Origin of the sequence: Bacillus sp. 2B09, assembly GCF_003946835.1 — a bacterium.
Classification (GTDB): Bacteria; Bacillota; Bacilli; order Bacillales; family Bacillaceae; genus Bacillus; species Bacillus altitudinis.
The window spans coordinates 36,227-51,795 of sequence record NZ_RPSG01000008.1 but is presented as its reverse complement, the minus strand read 5'-3'; the positions used below and the strand labels follow the sequence as shown (position 1 = coordinate 51,795).

Sequence of the window (15,569 nt, the reverse complement as noted above, 5' to 3'; positions counted from 1 at the left end):
TCTTTGATTAACGGGTACGGTTTTAAGGTGGGAAAATTGTATTAGTCATATAATGAGGACTCTAATTCGTATATGAATTGGAGTTCTTTTATTTGTTTATATGAAAGAGTACGAGCTATCGTCAAGACCTGTGCAGAATATATGGAGTATAGTGAAAGCGAAGTCTTTGATATGTTGTTGCTCCATATTTTAGATGATAAGGATTTTATAAAATGGATTTGAAAATAGACGTAATCATCGGCGGATTGTGGTTAAACGGACCAAAGAAGATCATCTAGTTTTTATCCCTTCCCCTATTTCTTCGGCAGAAATATCGGAAAGAACAATATTTTGACTCCAAACTTCTGATAAAATTCATTTAGATATCCATCATTCGTAGGTGTGGAGGTAAAAGAATGCTCAAAGAAGACCCTGATTATATTTTTCGTCATGATGCCCAACCAGAAGTTGTTCATGATTTAGCCGATGTGGATGAAAATGCCACCGAGTTGTTAATCACAGGAAAAACAAAAAATATTGAAAGGTTGAACTCTTTTTCTAACCTCACGACATTGTGGATTTACAAAGTGAGCCAAAAGGAATTCAATACGATCTTGAGCTTAGTTAATCCCAAAATGCTCTATATGCGTGAACTGAGAGTAGAAGATTTATCAATCATCAGTTCTCTTCAAGATGTTGAGGTATTGGCACTTGAATGGAATACGAAGGCACAAAGTTTATGGGATCTATCAAAAAACACTTTTTTAAAATCTTTATCCATAACAGATTTTTCAAAGTTGAATGACATAGCCCCTTTGCAAAAAAACACTGGTTTAGAATGGTTGCAATTGTCAGGCGGGATTTGGAATACATTAAATTTAAATACTCTTCAACCTTTAAGATACCTTAAGAATTTAAAATATCTGTGCTTATCAAATATAAAAGTGAAGGACGAGTCTTTAGAACCAATATCGGCATTAGAGGGACTCAAGGAGCTTGACATTTCAAACCAATTCCCGACAGAAGAATACGCTAGATTATCCGTAACCCTTCCAAATACGAAGTGTGATCGTTTTGCACCATACATCTTTTTATCAAGTCCTATTGTAGATAAAGATGTAATGGTAATTGGAAAGCGGAAACCGAAATTAAATTCAAAAGTCGATGGGACAAAGTTGCAAAAATACGAAGAACAATTTAAAGCGTACCAAGAAAAGTATAAAAATTAACTTAAAAAGCAATGGATAATCTATTCCATTGCTTTTTCTATTACGCAAACAACTTCAGCCCAACGACGCCAATCACAATCAGCAGCAAGCTGAGGATACGAATCATGTTTTTCGGCTCTTTAAATAGAATCATATTAAACAAGACAGAACCCGCTGTTCCAAGTCCAATCCAAACCGTATAGGCAACGGAGACTTGAACGGAAGAGAACGAGGCGTACAAAAACAAAAAGGATAAGGCAAATCCGCCGACAAATAAAATGCCTGTCGTGAGTTGCTTTTTCTTACTGAACATATTGAGACCAATGGTTCCGCCAATTTCGCAGGCAGAGGCCAACAGTACAAAAACCAGCCCATTTATACCGCTTCTCCTTTCTGCTCATGTGCATCTCCATCAGACACTTTCAGTCCAATAATTCCGAGAATTAAAATGCCCATAAATAAAAGCTTTTCTAATGAAAATGAACCGCCGAACAGCGCATAATCCATCAAAGACGTACCAATCGTTCCAACTCCGGCAAACACGGCGTACACAGTCCCAGTCGGCAGCTTCTCGCAAGCTTTCATTAAAAAATAAAAATCAACCGGGATCAGGCAGATAATGATCGCCCACTCCCACACAGCATCAGCTCTATTTAAACCAAACACCCAAAGTAATTCAAATAAACATGTGAGTGCAACATACATCCAACTTTTTTTCATCGTATTTCCTCCTAAAACTGAAAACTGACGATTCGTCATTTTGAAGCCAAAAAAGAGCGTACAGCAAGTGCTGTACTAAGTTAAGGTGTCTCTATGCCGAGTGCGTAAAGAAGGAATTGCTTGACCTCTTGCTTTTGAATCAGAACCTCTTCTGTATCTGTTTCTGTAAATAAGTACATTTGCTCAGCAGACGATTCAAGTAAACCGATAATGAATTTGGCTGCATATTGACAGTTCAGATTCGCACGGACTCTTTTGTCCCGCTTAGCTTTTTCTAAAAAAGCAGCGACCCATTTGTAAATCGGCTCATAAATATCTTCCCATTCCTTTAAATGCTCGGTGGCAGCTAAGCCTGAGTAGGTGAGGGCAAGGACATCACGGTATTGCCTTGTAAAAGCGAAAATGAATTCAACAAGCGCATCTGCTTGATCGAGGACATCTGCATGCTGAGTTAATTCCTTTTCGATCGCAGGCACCATCTGTGCGATCAGATGTTCAGCGATAGCAGGCATGACGGAAAGCTTTGAAGGAAAATATAAATAAAACGTTCCTTGCGCTACTCCTGCTGCTTTCACAATATCCGAAATGGTCGTCTTTTCGATTCCTTTTTCTTTAAACGCGTCAATGGCAGCAAGCATAATCTTATCTCGTTTCGACACATCATCACCGACCTTAAATGACTGAATGTCAGTCATTTTAACGGAAAACTGACGATTTGTCAATATGGGTTTCTCGTCATTGAATAGGAGAAAAGTGATGAATAGATGCGGGCAGGCCTGAATAAGCTGTAAATATGGTCAAGCATGATGTGAGAAAGGGGCAGCTCTCCGTATGACATTCAGTGCGATGTTTTCCATGACTTATTTTCTCTTGCTCGTCCCGCTCTATTTACATATGAGATACAGACAGGCGAAAAAACAAAAACGATTTATCTATTTACGAACTGAAATCGTTCTTGCCTGTCTGTTTATGTATACAAATGTTTTATTATATTTGACGGTCTTTCCTAATCGTTTTTCCGCTCCAAGGGATCAGGTGAGTGTCAACCTCATGCCTTTGCAGTCCATTTATCAAAATCTCCATGCCTATCATCATGGCTATCCCAATCTTGTTTTTTTAAATTTGGCAGGGAACATTTTGTTATTTGTGCCACTTGTTTTTTTTCTTTATCAAGCATTCCGAACCTTGCGCTGGCAAAAGGCGATTCTTGCTGGCTTTTTCTTGTCAACAATAATTGAAGTGCTTCAATGGATATTCTCGCAATCTGGTATGATTACAAGAAGCAGCGATATTGATGATATTCTCTTAAATACACTTGGCACAGCGCTAGGTTGTATGTTGTATCGGATGTATCAACGAAGGAAGGAGAAAATCAAGTGAAGCGAGTTTGTATCATTCCATGTGGGGCGAAGAAAATATGGGACGTCCATCCAGAGGCAGGGAGCCAGCCGGCGAACCTCGTTTATTTAAGTCCGCTGCATCAGCGTACGAAAAGCTATGCCCGAACGTTCTTTTCAGACTACCTAATCATTTCAGCGAAGCATGGATTCTTAAAGGCAGATGATATTATTCATGAAAATTATGATGTGGCTTTTGGTACACCGCATACTGATCAGATAACAAGAGAAGCACTAAGTCAGCAATTTCATGAAAAACATCTCACTGCATATGATGAATTAGTGATACTAGGTGGAAAGAAATATCGAAAGGTGATCGATCCGTTATTACTTCCTCATCAGACAGCGATTTATCCGCTGGCTCCATATAAAGGAATTGGCTATATGCTTCAGGCGTTAAAGCAAGCCGTTGAGACAAAAGTAGAACTTCCGCCGCATATTTAACGTATTCACATCTACCGGTAAGCAGGGTTTTGATCATTCAAAAGAGAATGAATGAAGTAGCGATGCTGATTGTTTCATATCTTTTCAGCAGCCACTTGGATGTCCGCATCGCTTATTAGAGTGGCTATATGAAAAAGGGGGCGTATGAACATGACAACCATCTATTTAGCTGGTGATTCAACCGTTTCATCTTACCCAGATCGTCCTGTTCAAGGAGGGTGGGGAGAGTTTTTACATCGCTACACAGCACAGGGGGTGAGCGTCGACAACCGCGCAATCGGTGGAAGAAGCTCAAAAACATTCATTGAAGAAGGACGGCTTGATAAAATATTGGCTGACATTCAGCCTGGGGACTGGCTGTTTACACAAATGGGGCACAATGATGCTTCAACGGAGAAGCCCGAACGGCATACAGATCCTTTCACAACGTATAAAAGCTATTTGTCTCAATATATTCACGGAGCAAGAGCGAAAGGAGCTACACCGCTTTTATTAACGCCAGTCGGCCGCTTTCATGAAAAAGACGGAGAATATATCAATGATTTCCCTGATTACTGTGCCGCAATGAAAGAACTAGCTGATGAAGAAGAAGTCCTTCTTGTAGATTTAAATACGGCAAGCCTTCAGTTTTATCAAATTTCCGGCATAGAGAAAACGACTTCTTACTTTATGCTGTCAACAGGCATAGAGGATCGCACGCACTTTACAAAAGAAGGAGCAGATGCGATTGCAAGGCTTGTTTCGCTGGAATTAAAGGACCTTGGATTAACGATTGTGTGATGGATGACAGGACGAGAAAGCGCTCGTCCTGTTCTTTTTTTGCAGAAAGCTATTGATTCCCTTCACCAGAGTAGACTACAATAGGTACATATGATAATGAGAATCAATATCACTTATAAATAGATCAATCGATGAAAAAACGGAGGGACTCAAATGACAGATCAGCTTGAATTGTTTGACGTCACCATTATTGGCGGCGGTCCAGCAGGAATGTACACCGCCTTTTATAGTGGGATGCGGGATTTAAAGACGAAGGTACTGGAGTATAACGAAAGCCTTGGCGGAAAAATCCTCCTCTATCCTGAAAAAGTCATATGGGATGTGGGTGGTTTGCCGCCAACAAGAGGTGAACAGCTGATTCAGCAGCTAGAAACGCAGGCGAAAACATTTGAACCAGAGATTGCGTTGAATCAAAAAATCACGCAATTCGAGCGGGATGAGAATGGTTATATCCTGCTGACGGCTGAAAATGGTGATCGTCATTTGACAAAGACCCTCATCTTAGCCATGGGTCACGGAATACCAGTTCAGCGAAAACTTGAAATCGAGCATGCAGACCGTTATGAGGTAACAAACCTTTATTACACCGTGCAGGAGCTAAAGACGTTTGCAGGGAAGCGGGTGGTCATCTCTGGAGGCGGAGATTCAGCTGTTGATTGGGCAAATGCCCTCGTTCCAATTGCTGAAAGTGTGACCGTTGTGCATCGTCGTGATATGTTTGGCGGACATGAAAAAAACGTCGCCAACATGAAAGCATCTAGTGCTCGCATTCTCACACCGCATGAACTCACAGAGCTTCATGGTCAAGGTGACAAAATTGAAGCCGTCACCATTCAGCACTTAGAAACAGGCGACATCGAACGAATCGAAACCGATGCTGTCATCGTCAACCATGGCATGAAAGGTGATTTAAGTGTTCTATCAGAATGGGGACTCAAGCAAGGTGAGTGGGGACTCATCGAGGTCAATGAAAAGATGGAAACCAATTTACCTGGCGTCTATGCAGTTGGCGACTTATGCACACATAAAAGTAAAGTGCGTTTAATTGCCGGTACGTTTGTTGATGGAGTCAATGCACTCAATAGCGCAAAGCTATACATCGAACCAGAAGCAGAAAAAGTAGCGTACGTGTCTTCACATAATGAACGCTTTAAAGAGAAAAACAAAGAATTACAAACGGCTGGAGCGCGATAGTCACCATTCAGTCAGACATTGAAGTGCTAAAATGGTTTATTTTAGCACTTTTTTATATGGAAGGAGAAAGAGGAAATGACCGCCTATACTCATACAATTCTTCGCATGAAAGAAAGCAGTAAACGATCTCTTTCTGTGAAACAAACGGACTCATGGCAAACATCTTCACTGATGTTCTTGACTACGGACGGTGCGGTGAGACTTGACATGGAAGGAATTCGATATGAGCTAAACGCCAAAGACAGTGTGTTGATCCGCTCAGGAATAGATGTCATGGTTCAATCTTTATCCAGCGAGCAAGTAGTGATCTATACTGTCACATTTGACCAATTCACTCTCGCACAAGATGCACAAAATGAATTGGTTTATAAGGTGAATCACGATAATCTCCCTGATAACGGGGAAGTGGTGAAAGGCTCTGCCGTCCTTTTTTCTTACATCAAACAAATACAGACGAGCCAAATCATACAAGAACAGGCGAAATGGCTGGAAGAAATCATGTTCATTTTCCGCAAACAATCCAAGCCATACAACGAAAAAGTGCATTATTCGATTAACATGATCTTGCAGTATATGGCTGAGCATTATGATCAAAAACTAACAAGAAAAGACTTAGCTCATAAGATGGGGTTTCATGAGAGTTACTTTTCTACCTTTTTCAAACAAAGTATGGGGATGAGTGTGACAGAATACATTGCACAAATTCGAATAGACGAAGCCAAAAAACGTCTTTTACAAACAGACGATCAAATTCAAATCATAGCACGGCAAGTCGGGTATGCAGACAGTTTATATTTCAGCAGGAAGTTCCGTCAAAAAACAGGGAGAACGCCCAGTCAGTTTCGAATGAACCGAAGACCAGAGCGTATTGCTGCTTTTCAATTTGTCGGGTCATTGGTTGCAATAGGCATTGAGCCTGTTTGTATTGACGAAGAAACCTATCTCCATTCAGATATACTGAAAGAACAACTGGCTGGTTCGCTCGTCATAAATGAACATACGCCTGATGACGTCTTTAAATCACTTCAATTAGATGTCATCATCGTCCCTAACTATTATTATTCAAAACCTGCATTGATCAAGCGGTTGGAGCAAATCGCACCAGTTCTTGTTCTGCCATACGTCGGTCATCATGCTGTACCAGAGGTACTGTCTATAGGACGCCTTTTAGGAAGAGAAAATGAGGCAAACGATTGGGTGAAGCGATTTGAACAGCATAGTCAACAGGCAAGAAACACCCTGTCTTCCTTTAGAGAAAAAGGCGAGACCGTTGCAATCTATGAAATGAGAGGACATGACAAAGTGTATATGTGGTCCTATGAGGCAAGAGGGGCCTTCTATCTTTACGAAACGCTTGGCTTAAAACCTCCAAAAGCCATTTTAGAAGAAGTTCTTCTTCCTAATCAACATACAGTCATTCCTTTAGAGAGACTTGGAGAATACGAGGCGGATCATATGTTTTTTATTGTCTCTGACCAATATGGGTGGTATAAGCAAATGGACAAGCGAATGGAAGAAAGTGATGTTCTTCGTCAATTATCGGCTGTGAAAAATGGTACCTTTTATCCAGTAAAACTGGAGGAGTTTCGATTTGATGAAGGGGAGCGTGCACTTCTTTTGATGGACCGGTTTGTCTCTCAATTGACACAGTCAGCCTATCCAACAATTGTCCATATATAAGTTGCGAGAATCCTCCATAGACCACGACAGGTGAGGTTGATAGAATACATGAGACTAGTAATTGATAACTATTCTCATTTGTAGTGGTGAAAATGAAGGAGGAATATGGAGATGAAAAAGACGTATTGGATATGTGCTGTCATTCTTCTAATGATATTGACGGCTTGTGGCAATAAAGAACAAGCCAAAACAGCAGAATCAAAGCAAGAAACGAAAACGGTTGAAACAGTGAAAGGAAAGATAGAGATTCCTGCTGAACCTAAACGAATTCTCGTAGATGGATATTTAGGGAGTGTGATTGCACTTGACGTTCAGCCTGTGGGATCGACCACGCAGGATTTAAAGAACGTACACTTAAAGGACAAGATAAAAGGAATAGAGGACATCAGTGACGAGCGTTCAGCTGAAAAAGCACTTAGCTTAAAGCCTGATCTGATTATCACAGCAGTACAGGATGAAAAAGTCTATGATGTGTACAAAAAAATAGCGCCTACCATCGTGTATCCTTACGGTTCTTTCAAAGATGCACATGAAGAATTGACGACGCTGGCAAAAATTTTAAATAAAGAAGAGGAAGGAAAAGCATTCCTCACCGCCTTCGATCAACGAATCGAGGCTGCTAGGAAAAAAGTGAAGTCTGCTTTAAAAGAGAATGAAACGGTCTCGATCATGGGTGCTTTTAAAAATGATGTCTATGTATATGGTAACGGTATTTATCGAGGCGGGCAGGCATTATATCAGCAATTACAGGTAAACCCACCAAAACAGGTCAGAGATACGATTTTAAAAAGTAAGACAGGGTATGAAGTCATTTCTTATGAAACCCTTCCTGAATATGCAGGAGATTACATTTTCATTGATGAAAGCAACGGCGGAACATTTGATAAAAACAATTCTATTTGGAAGAGTCTAGAATCTGTCAAAAAAGAGCAGACCTATCAAATGGATACAGAGTTCTTCTGGCCTTACGATCCGATTGCAGTAGCCAATCAAGCGGAAGAGTTTGCTGACATATTGACAGAAATGTCTGATCGGTAGGAGGTCTGTCAATTGCTAAAGCGTTTCTTCTCATACTACAAACCATATATGGGGCTGTTTATATTAGATTTTTCCTGTGCGGTACTGGCAGCCTTACTCGAATTATCCTTTCCCCTTGCCATCAGTAAAGTGATGGACGATTTGCTGCCAAATGGTGATTGGGATGCCATTTGGTTTTGGGGCATTCTGCTCCTCAGTTTATACGTGATCAGCTCTACGATGCATTATGTCGTGACCTATTTTGGGCACAAATTAGGCATTAATATAGAAACGGATATGAGGAATCAGCTATTTTCTCATGTACAAAGAATGTCCTTTCGCTTCTTTGACAAAAAGAAAACGGGAAAACTCGTGTCCCGTATGACAAATGATTTAATGGATATTGGAGAAATCGCGCATCATGGCCCGGAGGATTTATTTATCGCTATCATGACACTCACGGGTGCCTTTGGCTTGATGCTGTCGATTAATTGGCAGCTGGCAGTTCTCACATTTATTGTCGTTCCATTCTTGATCGGATTATCCGTCTACTTTACGAAAAAAATGTCTGCTGCTTTTGATAAAATGTTCTCGAGTATTGGTCAATTCCATTCACGTGTGGAAAACAATATTAGTGGCATACGGGTTGTGAAAGCATTCGGAAATGAATCACATGAAATGGACCGATTTATTGAACATAACGAGCAATTTAGAAAGACAAAGCTAACCACATATCAAATGATGGCTGTGCATACCGCTGTTAGTCATTTTCTTATTAAGAGTGTGACAGTGTTTGGCCTTGTATGCGGCGCATGGTTTGTGCTGCAAAAAAATATGACGTATGGGGAATTTGTATCATTTGTGCTATTAACAGGCATCTTCTTAGGACCCATTCAACAAATCAATGCAGTCATTGAAATGTATCCAAAAGGTGCAGCGGGCTTTAAACGATTTGCATCACTCATCGATCAATCACCTGATGAAAAGGATGCGGATGATGCCATTGAAGTTGATCAGTTAAAAGGGGATATCGTTTTTGAGCATGTGTCTTTTCAATATGAATCAGACAAACCGGTTCTTCATGACATCAATCTTGAGGTGAAACAAGGAGAGACCATTGCGGTCGTAGGTCCCTCTGGTGCTGGGAAATCGACGCTTTGTAGTTTGCTGCCACGCTTTTACGAATGGCAGGAGGGTACCATTACAATTGATGGCATAGAGACAAGAAAGATGACACTGCCTTCGCTGCGGAGACAAATTGGTGTCGTCCAGCAAGATATTTATTTATTCCATGGGACCATCCGAGAAAACATTTTATACGGAAAACTCGATGCATCTGATGAAGAAGTGTGGCAGGCAGTGGAGAAAGCCCAACTGAAGGATCTTGTAAATAGCTTGCCAAATGGGCTTGATACGATCATCGGTGAACGCGGAATGATGTTATCTGGCGGACAAAAACAGCGTATCTCCATTGCACGTATTTTCCTTAAAAATCCGCCAATTTTTATTTTAGATGAAGCCACATCATCTCTGGATACGGAGACAGAATCCTTTATTCAGGGCTCACTTGAAGAACTATCTGAAGGACGAACCACGTTTATTATTGCGCATCGCCTAGCGACCATCCAGCATGCTGACCGGATTGTGGTTTTAACAAAAGAGGGTATCAAGGAGCAAGGCAGGCATGAAGACCTGCTGGAAATGGACGGGATGTACCGGCGTTTGTATGAAACACAGTTTAGAATGTAAAAGAGGAAAAGCCGGCATATTGCCGGCTCAGCGTGTAGACAAACCCTCGCATGCGGTGTCAGTCCTGCGCTTCGGTGCTCACGAATGTCAAATTCGCTCCGCGCTGATGCTCGTCCTTCCTAGGGCTGCAAAGGTTTTCTATCACGCTGAAAAGAAGACAAAGGGCTAAAATAAAGTTCATTTTAGCCCTTTGTCAACAATCTGAAGCCGGCATATTGCCGGCTTTTTAGCGTGTGATCATCATCCGACCATTAACTGCGGGGGGCAAATAACATCACACTGACACCAGCTAAACAAATCAAAGCACCCACCCAGTCGTACAGATCAGGGGTTTTGCGATCGACCCACCAGCCCCAAAACACAGCGAGAACGACAAAAACACCGCCATAGGCCGCATAAACCCGCCCAAAGGTCGGGAACTGCTGGAATGTAGGAATGACGCCGTAAGCGACCAAGATGAGGCTACCTGCGATTCCGTAGCTGACGGGTTTTGCTTCACGCAGCCACAGCCAGACAAGATAACCGCCGCCTATTTCAGCCAGACCAGCTAATAAAAAAAGAACAATCGTTACAATCATTTTCGGACACTCCAGTTCTCCTGTTTCGTTCTATTATGACATGATGAAAGGATGCGTTCTACCTGATGTAAATTGAGAGACTAATGAGAGTTTGCTAAAATCAACTGAACAGTGAATGAAACACATGCATTCTTGACTTTCCTTGAGGTGGGTGATCCAAATGGTCAATCCATCCGTTTAGTAAGTACATTCTCATGAGGAACACATTTCCTTTTTCAGCGCTCTTTTTTTCTCCTTGAAAAAAGAGTAAAGTACAAAGGAGGCTTATCTCAGCAATTTGAGTGATGAGCCATACGTGAAGATTTCATGATGAATGCATAATGCTCTTTCTCATGAAAAAGGAAGGAGATGACCATGGACACACTGAAGGATTTTGAGCTGTATCACAAGATCAAACATGATCGACACAAGCCCTCGCTTGAAATATTGTACGATCGCTATGAACGTGTGTTATATTCGTTTATTTATAAAATGACTGGAAACCGTGAGCTGGCGGAGGAAGTGCTTCAAGAAGTCTTTATCAAGCTCTGGCGCGGCATAGGAGAATATAATACAGATAAAGGGAAATTTTCCTCATGGTTATTTATGATGTCACGAAACACGGCAATCGATCTATTAAGGAAACACCGAAATGAAACAGCTCTTGAAGATGAGCATATTGAATACTTGGCAGATCATCAAGAAGATGTGTCAAAAGAAGTAGAATGGAACGAAGAAAAACAAATCATACGTGAAGCAGTATCAACATTGTCGAAAGAACAGCAAACCATCATCGAAGATGTCTATTTTAAAGGAATGACACAAAAGAGCATTGCGGAAAAACTAGGCATTCCTATTGGAACGGTGAAGGGAAGAGTTCGATTGTCATTGAAGCATTTACGAACGAAACTGTCTCGCGGAGGAAAGGAGGAAGAGGCATGACTCAGTGTAAACATCAAGTCATTGATTACTTTAACGGGCATTTACAAGGAGAAGAAAAGGCGCAGTTTGAAGAGCACATCAAACATTGCTCGGATTGCAAAGAAGAGCTTGAAGAACTGACATCGCTCATGTCTGATATTCCGTTTCTAGCAGAGGACGAAACGCCTCCGGCAGGGATGAAAGACCGCATTTTATCCAGGGTATTTGAAGAAGAGATACGAGAGACAACAATCGCTGCAACATCGAACCCGCCTCAAGATCTCAAAATGGTTCGTGATGCAAATGAGATGAAACCGCCAATGAAGAAGAAAAATCAATGGCTTTTGCCTCTCGTTGCCGCACTGCTTCTCATTTCTGCAGCTGGGAACGTGTATTTCTTAACAAATGGAACAGATCAAGCAGAAGAATCTATCAAAGTTGTTGCGACAAAATCACTGGCATCTGCCGAATCAGCAAAAACAACGGGTGCTTTTTCAGTGATTGAGCATCACGGCAAAAAAGAGCTTGTCGTGAGTGCCGACGGATTAAAAGATCAGCTTGATTCATCAGCTGTTTATCAAGTATGGCTCATTAAAGGAGATCAGCCCGTTCCGGCCGGTGCCTTTAAAACAGATAGCAAAGGGGAGGGCACCGTCACCTATGCATTATCTGAAAAAGAAGCAAACGAATCATGGGATACGGTGGCTGTCACCCTTGAACCAAAAAAGGATAACAAGCTTCCGCAAGGCCCTGTCGTACTGAGTGCTGCATTTTAAGCTTGATTCATGAAGGATGCCTTTTTCAGGGCATCCTTTTTTGATAGGCAGAAGGAACCTTATGACAAATGAGACGTACTACATATAGAGGTGAGACACATGCAGCGATACATAGAAAAACAACTATTTCTCTTATCAGCTAGACACGCATTTACCGCATTTTATTTTTTGGTGATCCCATTCATTATAAAAGACCTTTTTAAATCAACTCCTTTATTGATGGTCATGATCGCTCTTTTTATCATTCATCATCTAGTGACAAGTATCGTATGGTTTTATAAATCAAGAAATATTCGAAAGCGTCAATCAGGTGACCTAACCAAATGGGGACATCTCGTTGTCCAGATCGTGCAGAGGCTCGAACAGCTCATGATGCTCGGTTTTGTGATGTTATTGATCAGTGGATGGATGCAGGGAGACATTTTGACGCTATCATTCACAATTTTTCTGTTCATCGTCGTTTTCTTGCAGCACATTCAGTTTTATTATGTTCAGTACTTTTTTAAATCGAACGGCTGGTTCACCTATGTCCTCTCTTTACAAAAGGCTCGTCCTTCTTACATAGTGAGGGAACGAAAGGCTTTGAAGAAATCCTAAATGTGCAATCGCTTGCTGACTGATCCATCAGCATCAGAAATGTATGATAAAATGTGGAAAAGAAGCATGGAGAAAGGGAGTGCGAGCGAGTGAAAGCAGTTGGATTATTTGAGTATTTGCCAATTGAGCATAAACAAAGCCTGATCGATCAGGAGGTGGCAAAGCCCAAAGCAGCTGGCAGGGATATTTTGGTGAAAGTAGAGGCTGTGTCGGTGAATCCAGTGGATACAAAGGTGAGGTCACCGAAGAATCAGAAGGAAGAAGAACTGAAAATTCTTGGCTACGATGCAAGCGGTACGGTGGTGGAAGTAGGTGAAGCGTGTACGTTGTTTCAGCCGGGTGACCACGTCTATTACGCAGGAGATATCACGCGACAAGGCTCAAATAGTGAATACCAGCTTGTGGATGAGAGAATTGTGGCGAAAAAGCCTGCAAATCTCTCTTTTGCCGAAGCAGCTGCCATGCCTCTTACAACAATTACGGCATATGAAGCGCTATTCGACCGAATGCATATGAAGCGGAATGCAGAAGGCTCGACCCTGCTGATCATCGGTGGTGCAGGCGGAGTGGGCTCTATCGCCATTCAACTCGCCAAATTAGCAAAGGCGACTGTGATCGCCACTGCTTCAAGACCTGAAACAAATGAATGGTGTCTCTCATTAGGGGCTGATCATATCATTGACCATCACGAGCCGCTCTTAGCGCAGCTTCAGGAAAAAGGGATTGGCGAAGTGGATTACATTTTATGCTTAAATGATACAGATGGCCATTTCAAAGGCATGGCAGAAGCGATTAAACCTCAAGGTACGATCTGTACCATTGTTGAAAATCAGCACCATTTAGACATTCAATTACTCAAAAATAAAAGTGCTGCATTTGTATGGGAATTCATGTTCACACGGCCGATGTACAAAACCTCGGATATGATGAAGCAGCATGAGCTTTTAAAAGAAGCGAGTACATTATTTGAAGAGAAGAAGTTAAAACATACATTAACAAAGGTGCTCAGCCCCATCAATGCCGCCAATTTGAAGCAGGCACATCAAACACTTGAGCAAGGGAAGATGATAGGTAAATTTGTTCTAGAAGGATTTTAAGGAGGGGCAGTAGATGACATCATTACAATATCCGATTGGCTTATATGAACCGGTGGACCAACAAACGAAAAAGCAGCTGGAGGCATGGATTGATGAGCTGGCACTCATTCCTCAAAAGTATGAAGAGGCAGTTGTCCCATTGACAGATGATCAGCTGGATACCCAATATCGGCCAGGAGGATGGACCGTTCGTCAGCTCATTCACCACGTAGCGGACAGCCATCTGAACGCCTACTTGCGATTTAAACTTGCGCTGACAGAAGAAACACCGCACATACGTCCATATGATCAGGAGGCATTTGCTTCACTTCCTGACAGCAAGGCGCCTATCAGCCTATCACTGCCGTTAATCAGCAGTCTGCATCGCAGGTGGGTCACATTACTTCGCAAGATGACAGAGGAAGATTTCAACGCTGCATATTACCATCCAGCCGATCAACAAACGGTGTCCTTATATGATGCAACAGGAATGTACGTCTGGCATTCACAGCATCATCTCGCCCATATCACGGAATTAATCAAAAGAAATCAGTGGAAGTAAAGGAGTTAACACATGTCTAGTAGAAGAATTGTCGGCGCTATGTTTATCTGCATGGCGGCATTGTTTTATATAGCAAAATTCGTTTTGTTTGAGATTCGTTATGGTGGAAATGTAAGCACAGTAAGAACGATCGAGGAACTGGAACATATACTCCCAGGCGGTACGTGGATCAGCATCATTTTTCTCATTATCGGTTTAGGTTATCTCCTGTGGGATGATCGGGAAGTCATTCGTCAATATCTTTTCACCCCAGATAAACAAGGAAAAGAAGAATTAAAAAAGACGGACCTCAAGTGACCGTCTTTTTTTCTTTTTTAGCCACGTTCAGGACGAAGTGCTTTTTCTAAAATGGCTAGACCTTCATTAACTTTTTCTTTTTCCTCGTCATTGAGCCGTTGCAGGGAATTTTTAATTTTTTCATGCCCTTTTTGATAAATACTTCTGAAAATATTTTTCGCTTCCTCTGTCAATTCTACGACAATGATTCGACGATCACGCTCAGAATGCTTTCGTTCCACAAAGTTCGATTGTTCTAACCGATCAAGCAGCCCTGTCATATTGGACAAAGAAGCCCCCATTTTTTCAGCAATTTCGGACACTTTAAGAGAGCCATGGTTATTGAGCAGCATGAGCACTTTCATTTGAGGCATACTCATATCAAGCTTCATCCATTCAGAAACATCTCCAAGTCCTGCAGCAGTGAGCACTTTCATATACAGCACCCATGTCTTTTTTTCCTCAGGAGATAGGATTTCCTCTTTTAGTACGGTGGTGTCATGAATATTATATTCCACGCTTGTTCACTTCCTTTAAGCGGCTCTTTTCTTTATATTACTGATTTTTACTTCTAATTGAAAGTATCATGAAGCTTTTGAATGTTAAACTGCATGAATTAAGTGGTATTTGTTGTAT

19 protein-coding genes are annotated in these 15,569 nt (G+C 41.6%); 14 read left to right on the top strand and 5 right to left on the bottom strand.

Going from position 1 to position 15,569, the window contains the following annotated elements:
• Positions 1–395 precede the first annotated feature (395 nt).
• Positions 396–1,208 (top strand): leucine-rich repeat domain-containing protein, encoded by an 813-nt coding sequence (locus EBQ12_RS15305; protein ID WP_047946535.1) that lies wholly within the window; start codon positions 396–398, stop codon positions 1,206–1,208.
• A 40-nt stretch (positions 1,209–1,248) separates the two neighbouring features.
• Here the strand turns inward: EBQ12_RS15305 and EBQ12_RS15300 are convergent, their stop codons facing one another.
• From EBQ12_RS15300 to EBQ12_RS15290, 3 genes are all read right to left on the bottom strand, one after another.
• Positions 1,249–1,566: a DMT family transporter gene (locus EBQ12_RS15300; protein WP_206428037.1), complete on the bottom strand. Its 318-nt coding sequence runs from the start codon at positions 1,564–1,566 to the stop codon at positions 1,249–1,251.
• Positions 1,563–1,907 (bottom strand): DMT family transporter, encoded by a 345-nt coding sequence (locus EBQ12_RS15295; protein ID WP_003217798.1) that lies wholly within the window; start codon positions 1,905–1,907, stop codon positions 1,563–1,565. The genes EBQ12_RS15300 and EBQ12_RS15295 overlap by 4 nt, the downstream gene beginning before the upstream one ends.
• An 80-nt stretch (positions 1,908–1,987) precedes the next feature.
• Positions 1,988–2,566, bottom strand: coding sequence for a TetR/AcrR family transcriptional regulator (locus tag EBQ12_RS15290; RefSeq protein WP_125590608.1), 579 nt, complete (start codon positions 2,564–2,566; stop codon positions 1,988–1,990).
• Positions 2,567–2,738: 172 nt separating this feature from the next.
• Here EBQ12_RS15290 and EBQ12_RS15285 point away from each other — a divergent pair, with 172 nt between their 5' ends.
• From EBQ12_RS15285 to EBQ12_RS15255, 7 genes are all read left to right on the top strand, one after another.
• Positions 2,739–3,287: a VanZ family protein gene (locus EBQ12_RS15285; RefSeq protein ID WP_125590542.1), complete on the top strand. Its 549-nt coding sequence runs from the start codon at positions 2,739–2,741 to the stop codon at positions 3,285–3,287.
• Positions 3,284–3,748, top strand: coding sequence for a DUF6884 domain-containing protein (locus tag EBQ12_RS15280; protein WP_025206957.1), 465 nt, complete (start codon positions 3,284–3,286; stop codon positions 3,746–3,748). The genes EBQ12_RS15285 and EBQ12_RS15280 overlap by 4 nt, the downstream gene beginning before the upstream one ends.
• A gap of 150 nt (positions 3,749–3,898) precedes the next feature.
• Positions 3,899–4,528 (top strand): rhamnogalacturonan acetylesterase, encoded by a 630-nt coding sequence (locus tag EBQ12_RS15275; RefSeq protein WP_039167979.1) that lies wholly within the window; start codon positions 3,899–3,901, stop codon positions 4,526–4,528.
• A 153-nt stretch (positions 4,529–4,681) separates the two neighbouring features.
• Entirely contained in the window at positions 4,682–5,722 is a 1,041-nt protein-coding gene (locus EBQ12_RS15270) for an NAD(P)/FAD-dependent oxidoreductase (protein ID WP_125590540.1), read from the top strand.
• A gap of 75 nt (positions 5,723–5,797) precedes the next feature.
• Complete coding sequence (locus tag EBQ12_RS15265; protein ID WP_125590538.1) at positions 5,798–7,402, top strand: helix-turn-helix domain-containing protein; 1,605 nt, start codon at positions 5,798–5,800, stop codon at positions 7,400–7,402.
• A gap of 111 nt (positions 7,403–7,513) precedes the next feature.
• A complete protein-coding gene (locus EBQ12_RS15260; RefSeq protein WP_024720274.1) occupies positions 7,514–8,440 on the top strand; it encodes an ABC transporter substrate-binding protein in 927 nt (308 codons plus the stop codon).
• A 12-nt stretch (positions 8,441–8,452) separates the two neighbouring features.
• Positions 8,453–10,168, top strand: a complete 1,716-nt coding sequence (locus tag EBQ12_RS15255; RefSeq protein ID WP_125590536.1) for an ABC transporter ATP-binding protein — start codon at positions 8,453–8,455, stop codon at positions 10,166–10,168.
• A gap of 251 nt (positions 10,169–10,419) precedes the next feature.
• On the opposite strand, the gene EBQ12_RS15250 is transcribed toward EBQ12_RS15255, so the two are convergent.
• Positions 10,420–10,746, bottom strand: a complete 327-nt coding sequence (locus EBQ12_RS15250; protein WP_008341684.1) for a YnfA family protein — start codon at positions 10,744–10,746, stop codon at positions 10,420–10,422.
• Positions 10,747–11,100: 354 nt separating this feature from the next.
• On the opposite strand from EBQ12_RS15250, the gene EBQ12_RS15245 reads away from it, so the two are divergent.
• The 6 genes from EBQ12_RS15245 (at position 11,101) to EBQ12_RS15220 (ending at position 14,954) form a co-directional block, all read left to right on the top strand.
• Positions 11,101–11,667 (top strand): RNA polymerase sigma factor, encoded by a 567-nt coding sequence (locus EBQ12_RS15245; protein ID WP_008341682.1) that lies wholly within the window; start codon positions 11,101–11,103, stop codon positions 11,665–11,667.
• Positions 11,664–12,422: an anti-sigma factor gene (locus EBQ12_RS15240; RefSeq protein WP_048002102.1), complete on the top strand. Its 759-nt coding sequence runs from the start codon at positions 11,664–11,666 to the stop codon at positions 12,420–12,422. Before EBQ12_RS15245 ends, EBQ12_RS15240 begins: the two co-directional genes overlap by 4 nt.
• Before the next feature lie 99 nt (positions 12,423–12,521).
• On the top strand, positions 12,522–13,019 hold the full coding sequence (locus EBQ12_RS15235; RefSeq protein WP_125590534.1) for a hypothetical protein: 498 nt from the start codon (positions 12,522–12,524) through the stop codon (positions 13,017–13,019).
• Positions 13,020–13,108: 89 nt separating this feature from the next.
• Positions 13,109–14,116, top strand: a complete 1,008-nt coding sequence (locus tag EBQ12_RS15230) for a zinc-binding alcohol dehydrogenase family protein (protein ID WP_125590532.1) — start codon at positions 13,109–13,111, stop codon at positions 14,114–14,116.
• Between the two features lie 13 nt (positions 14,117–14,129).
• Entirely contained in the window at positions 14,130–14,657 is a 528-nt protein-coding gene (locus EBQ12_RS15225) for a YfiT family bacillithiol transferase (protein ID WP_125590530.1), read from the top strand.
• A gap of 12 nt (positions 14,658–14,669) precedes the next feature.
• Positions 14,670–14,954 carry a hypothetical protein gene (locus EBQ12_RS15220; protein WP_125590528.1) on the top strand — a complete coding sequence of 95 codons (285 nt, stop codon included), beginning with the start codon at positions 14,670–14,672 and terminating at the stop codon, positions 14,952–14,954.
• Positions 14,955–14,971: 17 nt separating this feature from the next.
• Here the strand turns inward: EBQ12_RS15220 and EBQ12_RS15215 are convergent, their stop codons facing one another.
• On the bottom strand, positions 14,972–15,451 hold the full coding sequence (locus EBQ12_RS15215) for a MarR family transcriptional regulator (RefSeq protein WP_008341672.1): 480 nt from the start codon (positions 15,449–15,451) through the stop codon (positions 14,972–14,974).
• Positions 15,452–15,569 lie beyond the last annotated feature (118 nt).